Source organism: Microcystis sp. M53598_WE2 (assembly GCF_030067735.1).
Taxonomy (GTDB): domain Bacteria; phylum Cyanobacteriota; class Cyanobacteriia; order Cyanobacteriales; family Microcystaceae; genus Microcystis; species Microcystis aeruginosa.
Genome location: NZ_JASJFE010000269.1, coordinates 1 through 6375, shown reverse-complemented (window position 1 = coordinate 6375; position 6375 = coordinate 1). Strand labels below are relative to the sequence as shown.

At 42.6% G+C, this 6375-nt stretch carries 8 protein-coding genes; 5 read left to right on the top strand and 3 right to left on the bottom strand.

Going from position 1 to position 6375, the window contains the following annotated elements; genetic code table 11:
- Positions 1-221 precede the first annotated feature (221 nt).
- Positions 222-1700 (bottom strand): efflux RND transporter periplasmic adaptor subunit, encoded by a 1479-nt coding sequence (locus PX636_RS05695; RefSeq protein WP_288116457.1) that lies wholly within the window; start codon positions 1698-1700, stop codon positions 222-224.
- On the opposite strand from PX636_RS05695, the gene PX636_RS05690 reads away from it, so the two are divergent.
- From PX636_RS05690 to PX636_RS05675, 4 genes are all read left to right on the top strand, one after another.
- Positions 1642-1788 (top strand): hypothetical protein, encoded by a 147-nt coding sequence (locus PX636_RS05690; RefSeq protein ID WP_288116455.1) that lies wholly within the window; start codon positions 1642-1644, stop codon positions 1786-1788. The genes PX636_RS05695 and PX636_RS05690 overlap by 59 nt on opposite strands.
- A gap of 34 nt (positions 1789-1822) precedes the next feature.
- Entirely contained in the window at positions 1823-2704 is an 882-nt protein-coding gene (locus tag PX636_RS05685; RefSeq protein WP_288116453.1) for a tetratricopeptide repeat protein, read from the top strand.
- Between the two features lie 288 nt (positions 2705-2992).
- The gene (locus PX636_RS05680; RefSeq protein ID WP_002793069.1) at positions 2993-3232 is read left to right on the top strand and encodes an antitoxin; all 240 of its coding nucleotides are present in this window, start codon (positions 2993-2995) and stop codon (positions 3230-3232) included.
- 9 nt (positions 3233-3241) lie between these two features.
- Positions 3242-3670 carry a type II toxin-antitoxin system VapC family toxin gene (locus PX636_RS05675; protein WP_002797947.1) on the top strand — a complete coding sequence of 143 codons (429 nt, stop codon included), beginning with the start codon at positions 3242-3244 and terminating at the stop codon, positions 3668-3670.
- Between the two features lie 4 nt (positions 3671-3674).
- Here the strand turns inward: PX636_RS05675 and PX636_RS05670 are convergent, their stop codons facing one another.
- Together PX636_RS05670 and PX636_RS05665 are read right to left on the bottom strand one after the other, a co-directional pair.
- Positions 3675-3941 (bottom strand): hypothetical protein, encoded by a 267-nt coding sequence (locus tag PX636_RS05670; protein ID WP_002784632.1) that lies wholly within the window; start codon positions 3939-3941, stop codon positions 3675-3677.
- A gap of 282 nt (positions 3942-4223) precedes the next feature.
- On the bottom strand, positions 4224-5411 hold the full coding sequence (locus PX636_RS05665) for a glycosyltransferase (protein WP_288116451.1): 1188 nt from the start codon (positions 5409-5411) through the stop codon (positions 4224-4226).
- A gap of 303 nt (positions 5412-5714) precedes the next feature.
- Between PX636_RS05665 and PX636_RS05660 the strand changes: the two genes are divergently transcribed.
- Positions 5715-6375: NAD(P)/FAD-dependent oxidoreductase (locus PX636_RS05660; protein WP_288116450.1), on the top strand; the 661-nt coding region annotated here is incomplete at its 3' end.

Here is a 6375-nt window from a genome sequence, read left to right as displayed (position 1 = left end):
GTGGGGTGTGGGGTGTGGGGTGTGGGGTGTGGGGTGTGGGGTGTGGGGTGTGGGGAGAATAAATAAAATAATCTCCTGTCCCTGAATCCTGTCCCCTGAATCCTGTCTCCTGAATCCTGTCTCCTGAATCCTGTCTCCTGAATCCTGAATCCTGACTGCTGCCCGATCAGAAAAAAGACAATTTGGAGATATTTGTTAAGAAAAATTATTGAGATTTTTGATTATTTTTGATTAGTTTTCGAGGTATCTTCGGCCCCTTCGGGGAGATCGATAAAGACCTTTTCTCCAGCTTCCAAACCTGATAAAATTTGGGTTTTATCGTCTAAGACCAAACCGATCGAAACGGGTTGAAAACTGGGTTTATTTTCGGCATCGGGAACTAAAACCCCTGACTTGCCTTCCCGGGTGACAATGGCCACAGTCGGCACGACGAGGGCATTATCTAACTGCTGGCCGACAAAAGTTACATCCACATTCATTTTCGATTTGAGTTTGTCCCGTCCCGTCACCAAACCGATTCTCACTTCAAAAGAAGTAACATTATCCTCGATAATCGCTTCGGGAGCCACAAGAATAACTCGACCTTCAAAGACTTCTTCAGGAAAAGCATCGGCGACAATGCGCACTGGTTGGCCGCGCTGCAATAAACCCACATCTACTTCCGGCACTTTAGCAATCACTTCCAATCCCGATGCCAGGGCGATAATCGAGGTGGAAGTGGCGGAAGCGGTACTGGAGGCCGAAGTGGTGGGAGTGACAAAAGAACCCTCGGTGGCGTATTTTTGGGTGACGATGCCATCAAAGGGAGCAGTAATGACCGTATCGCGGTATTGAATCTTAATTTGCTCTAAATCGGCCCTAGCGGCCGCTACAGATGATTCTAGTCGAGCAAGCTCGGTTTCTTGGGTTTTTTGGCGTTGTTCGAGGGCAAATTTCGCTTCTGCGATCGCTGCTGCCGCTCGGATCATTTCCTGCTCAATTCCAGCCACTTCTGGGGAAGCGGTTTTATCCGCTTGTTCCAAACGGCGGATCGATTCGTCTAAATTGGCTTTAGCGTTGAGATATTCATTGAGGACGGCATCAAATTGGTCTTGAGCGATCGCCCCTTCCCGGACTAAATTTTCATTGCGTTTAACCCGATTTTCTGCTAGTCGAAAACGGGATTGGGCTGCTTGTACCTGAGCTTGCAGTTGGTCTAAATCTTTCGGAATTCTTTCTTTGGCCTGAGCTAAACGGGCTTCTAATTGCTTATAGCTGGCCTGGGCCTGATAAAATCGGGCTTGTAATTGCCGGATATCTTCGGGAATGCTGCGTTTAGCCTGTTCCAGACTGGCTAGAGCTTCCCGCAGATGCGCTTCTGACTGCATTCCCCTGGCATACACCTCTAAATTATCCATGACGGCGAGGGTTTGTCCCCTTTTAACAATCATGCCCTGATCCACCAATAATCGCACTAATCGGCCGGGGTTTTTCGGGCTAATGTTGACACTTTGGATTGGTTCCACCCTACCACTAGCTTTAATTTCCACAGCGAGGGTTTCCCGTCGAGCAGGAACGGTCATTTTCGCCAATTCTAGGGCAGGAGGAGGAGTTTGCAGCAAGCGATAAGAAACCACTCCCACCGCCAGAAAACCACTAGCCATGAGTCCGAATATCCAAAATAGGGGGCGATTTGATTTTCCCAACACGGTTGTTGTCATCGATGAGCCAAAAGTTAATTGGTTATATACTAACGTCTCTAGAGTTGCCTTTGTTGTTTCTTTAGCCAACAACTCCCAAGCGAGATAGACTGATTAAAAAAGGCCTATCGCGGGGGTAAACTGTGCCAAAACTTCAATTAATCATTTCTTTGCTCGTTTTTTTCGTCGCTGGCAGCCCGCCGGCTTTTTCCCAAGCGCTACTCCCCTACGCCATCGAACCGGAGTTAGAACAGATGGAACAAGCGGGAATTGAAATGGCCGAAGATGCCATCCAATTAGCTCGTTTTCGCCGTACCGATGCGGCCCTCGGACGGGCTAAGTTAGCGGTGCAGTTAGCCCCCCATCTCTATCAAACTTGGTTTATTCTCGGTAGTTTATATCTGCAAGACGATCAGGTGCAACTCGGTATCGAGGCATTAAATCAATCTTTGTCCATTGCTCCCGCCGATGCCCACGCTAATATTAAATTTTCCCTCGGTAGTGCCTATTTTCAGAATCAAGATTACAAGTCTGCTATTGCCCAGATTGAAGCGGGTTTGCAAATGAAACCCGATATCTCCCCCGCTCTTTTTGATCTGGGTAATTCCTATCTCAAGTTAGAACAATATCCTGCGGCGATTGCAGCTTACGAAAAAGCTGTTAGTCAAGATAAAAATTTTTGGCCCGCTATTAATAATATTGGGTTAGTTAAATACGAAAAGGGTGATAAGGAAGCGGCTCTTAAAGATTGGCGCGCCGCTTTGAAAATCGATCCTAAACAGCCGGAACCTCAGTTAGCTGTTGCGGTGGCTATTTATAGTCAAGGTAAAACTGAGGAGGGCATCAAATTAGCTCAGGCCGCTCTCACTAGCGATAGTCGTTATGCCAGTCTGAAATTTTTGGGGGAAAATCTCTGGGGTAAAAGTCTTCTGCAAGACACGGAGAAAATGTTTAATCATCCCAAAATGAAAGATTTTATCGCTCGTTTACCACAACCAACCCCAGAAGCGGACGAAGAAAATTAAGCTGATAAGTAAGTGGTTCTAATTAAATTGAAGATAGATTTTGTCTTCGATCCCCCCTGCCCCCCTTAATAAGGGGGGTGTCTGACAATTTTTAACAACTACCTACTTAATATCTAAGTCTCTACCTTAAAGTAGTATTTAAGAAGAACTGGAATTTCAGTGAACAGTTATCAGTAAACAGTTATCAGGTAGAACCTGAATCAAGCGTTCCCAGGTTCTACCTGGGAACGAGATAACTAGATAAATAAGTTAAAATAGTAAGGCGATCATTAACAAAGGGGTCAACAGATGCAAAATTTACGTCAGGTTTCTTTACTAACAAGTGGACAAGAGCAAGTATTAACTATTCCTCCTGAACTGGCCCTATCAAGTACAGAGGTTTTGTTACGCAAAGAAGGTCATCGCTTAATCATTGAGCCGATTTCTTCCGGTTCTCTAATTTCTTTGCTGACTACTTTGCCAGACATTACAGACAATTTTCCTGATATAGATGAAGGGTTGCTTCCCCTTGATGACATTACATTTTAGTACCACCCAATGACCTATCAATATCTGCTTGATACTAACATCCTATCACATTTGATCAGGTATCCCCAAGGTCAGGTTTTCCAGCATATTGTGGATGTCGGCGAAGAAAGCGTTTGTACGAGCATCATTGTGGCGTGTGAATTAAGATTTGGAGTGGTTAAAAGTGGTTCCTCCCGTCTGGTGCAGCAACTAGAACGCATCCTGGAGTTCTTGACAGTTTTGCCATTAGAATCAACTGTAGATAAGCACTATGCCCTAATTCGTAAACATTTGGAGCAAGCAGGAACCCCAATCTGTCCAAATGATTTACTGATTGCTGCTCATTCTCTAGCGCTTGATCTGACTCTTGTTACCGCAAATACTCGTGAATTTGAGCGTGTGCCTGCTTTGAAGTTAGAGAATTGGTTGATTGATTCTGTAATAATTTTTGGGGGATAATTTGTCATAAATGATGTTGCTGATGATGGTTTTGTATATATTCTGCAACTACTTTTTTGCGGTTTTCTCGCAATGACAAATCAGGTGGAGCATTTTCTAAAAGATGCTGAGGATGACCTCCCCGGCGTTGTGATAAAGTTTTACGCGGTTTTAAGCTTTGCCAATGTTCGTAAATGAGTTTTTTCAGAAGTTCTTCTGAGCTAATATTCTCTTCAGAAATGATGTCTGCTAGATAGTTCTCGGTTTCTCGATCTAGATTAATCGATAACATTGTTACCTCATGGGATAAATCAATATCTTTGATTATAGTTGAAAATCCATGATCGCACTACAGATAATCGCACTCACCCCCCCATCCCCAAATGGTAAAATGTTTTATGACATATAATTAATTTGCAAGAGTTCTTATCTATCATTAATTTATTTGGTGCGTTACGCTATCGAAGGGCGCACCCTACTGGACTTTTTCAGTTACTATTTTCTTGCACTAACATCAGATTTTAACAGGTCAAAAGACCTATTTTAAAAGGGTTTTACCATTATTCAGCAAACCCTAATTAGGATAAACTCGCCCTTTCCAACCTCCCCCTTGGCCGCGCCAATAACGCAGGGCAGAATCGACGGTCATTAAACTATAAAAGAGGGCAATTAGGGGTAAAGTTAAAGCCCGCAGGGGGGATAATTTATATAGTCTTAAAGTCGGGCTATAGGAGAGGGCGATTAGTAATAAGGTGACGGCACTAATTATAATAATTGATGTTTCTTTTAAGACCAATCCCCAGATTAAACCCAAGGGGGCGGCTAAATAGGTTAAAAACATCCCGAAAATTGTCCCGATTAACCAAAGTGTTGAGTAATTTAGTTGCGTAAATGCGGTGCGGGCTACCATATTCCAAATGCTGGCTAAATCGGGATAGGGACGGAGACTATAGGTGGTTTCTGTTAATCCTAACCAGATGGAACTCTCGTTATTTTCTGGGTGATTTTGCAGATATTTTTTAACCGCAATCGCCAAAGAACAATCATCAATTAAAGCTTGTTTAAGAATCTCAATACCGCCAATTTTTTCTAGGATATCTCGGCGAATTAAAATGCAACCCCCGGCGGCGGCTGCTATCGGGGAATTAGGGTTATTAACTAGGGGAAAAGGATAGAGTTTCTCGAAGAAAAAAACAAAGGCAGGAATGAGAAATTTTTCCCAAAAACTGTCACAGCGTAGCAACACCATCAGGGAAACTAAAGCTTGTTTTTCCTGTACTGCTTTAGTGACTAATTGGGTTAAATTATCTGGTGCGTGGGCAATATCGGCATCGGTGAAGAGAAAATAATCGGGTGCAAATTTCTCGGTAGCCTCTTTTATTCCCTGTTTCATTGCCCATAATTTACCCGTCCATCCTATCTCTAAAGGTTGTCCAGAAATAATAGTTATTTGTCCAGATTTATGAGATTGATCAGCAATTTCTTGGGCAACTTTTTCCGTACCATCACTGCTTTGATCGTCAATTAAAATAATCGAAAGTTCTCCTTGATAATCTTGGTTAAAGAGGGAGGTTAAACTCATAGGTAAAACGTCGGCTTCGTTTCGTGCGGGGATAATTGCCGAGACTTTTGGATAATTTGTTAAGGGAGAAGTGACAGGATTAATTTTTTGGTTAGATAGCCAAAATTGTCCCCTGGCTAAGATTAAATATAACCAAATTATTAGCGATAGGAAAGTAACTAATAATAATAAAAATGTCATAAGTTAGTCCACATTTTGATGAGGGAATAGGGAACAGGTCAAAAAGAGTAAGTAGGTAGGTGTTAAAAGTTGTCAGACACCCCCCTTATCAAGGGGGGCAGGGGGGATCCCCCCGCCTATCGGCACCCCCCTGATCAAGGGGGGATCAAGGGGGGATTAAAGGCAAAATCCATTTTTAATTTAATTATAACCAGCTACTTATCAAATTTAGATGCACAACAGCTTCATAAGTTTGGGGTTTAACAGAGGGCGATTTAGGGTAAAATAAAAGCAAGTTAGCAAGATTAGGCGAGGGAGTAAATCATGGATTATGATGTCGTAATTATTGGGGGTGGACCGGCGGGAGGTCACTGTGGTAGATTATTAAGTGAAAAAGGTTATCGTGTTCTTTTGGTGGAACAACATTCTAGTTGGCAAGATAATAACTTTTCTAGTGCCGCTTCTCCCCTAGAAATTTTAGAACAATTCAATCTCCCCGAAACCGTAGTGGCTAGGTTTTGGAAAAATATCGAAATTATCTCCACTAGCATACATCATTTTTGGTCATCACCGCAACCTTTAGGGGTAGTTTTTGATTTTGCCAAATTGCGAGAGTTTTTAGCGGCGGAAGTGCTGGGTTTGGGGGGAGAAGTTCGTTTAGGTTGTCGTTATCTGAAATATCAACAGATGGAGGATAAGCTAACTGTTTTCTTGAAATCAAAAGGCGAGGAAATCGAAACAGTTAATACTCGTTTATTGGTTGATGCCACGGGATACGCTAGAGCAGTTATGTATAAACACAGACGAGAAAAACCTAATTTTTTAAAAGCAGTGGGCATTGAATATTTAATTGCTGTGCCAGAATTAGATTATCAAAAGTATCAAGATAATTTAGTTTTTTTTCTCGGTCATAAATGGAGTCCTAAAGGTTATAGTTGGATTTTTCCTATGGATAATCAGCAATTAAAAATAGGAGCTGCTTGGT

Bases quoted from the DNA above. Each gene is read 5' to 3' on its own strand.
- PX636_RS05690 (WP_288116455.1), top strand. From the start codon at position 1,642: ATGAGTCCGAATATCCAAAATAGGGGGCGATTTGATTTTCCCAACACG.
- PX636_RS05695 (WP_288116457.1), bottom strand. From the start codon at position 1,700: ATGACAACAACCGTGTTGGGAAAATCAAATCGCCCCCTATTTTGGATA.
- PX636_RS05680 (WP_002793069.1), top strand. From the start codon at position 2,993: ATGCAAAATTTACGTCAGGTTTCTTTACTAACAAGTGGACAAGAGCAA.
- PX636_RS05675 (WP_002797947.1), top strand. From the start codon at position 3,242: ATGACCTATCAATATCTGCTTGATACTAACATCCTATCACATTTGATC.
- PX636_RS05670 (WP_002784632.1), bottom strand. From the start codon at position 3,941: ATGTTATCGATTAATCTAGATCGAGAAACCGAGAACTATCTAGCAGAC.
- PX636_RS05665 (WP_288116451.1), bottom strand. From the start codon at position 5,411: ATGACATTTTTATTATTATTAGTTACTTTCCTATCGCTAATAATTTGG.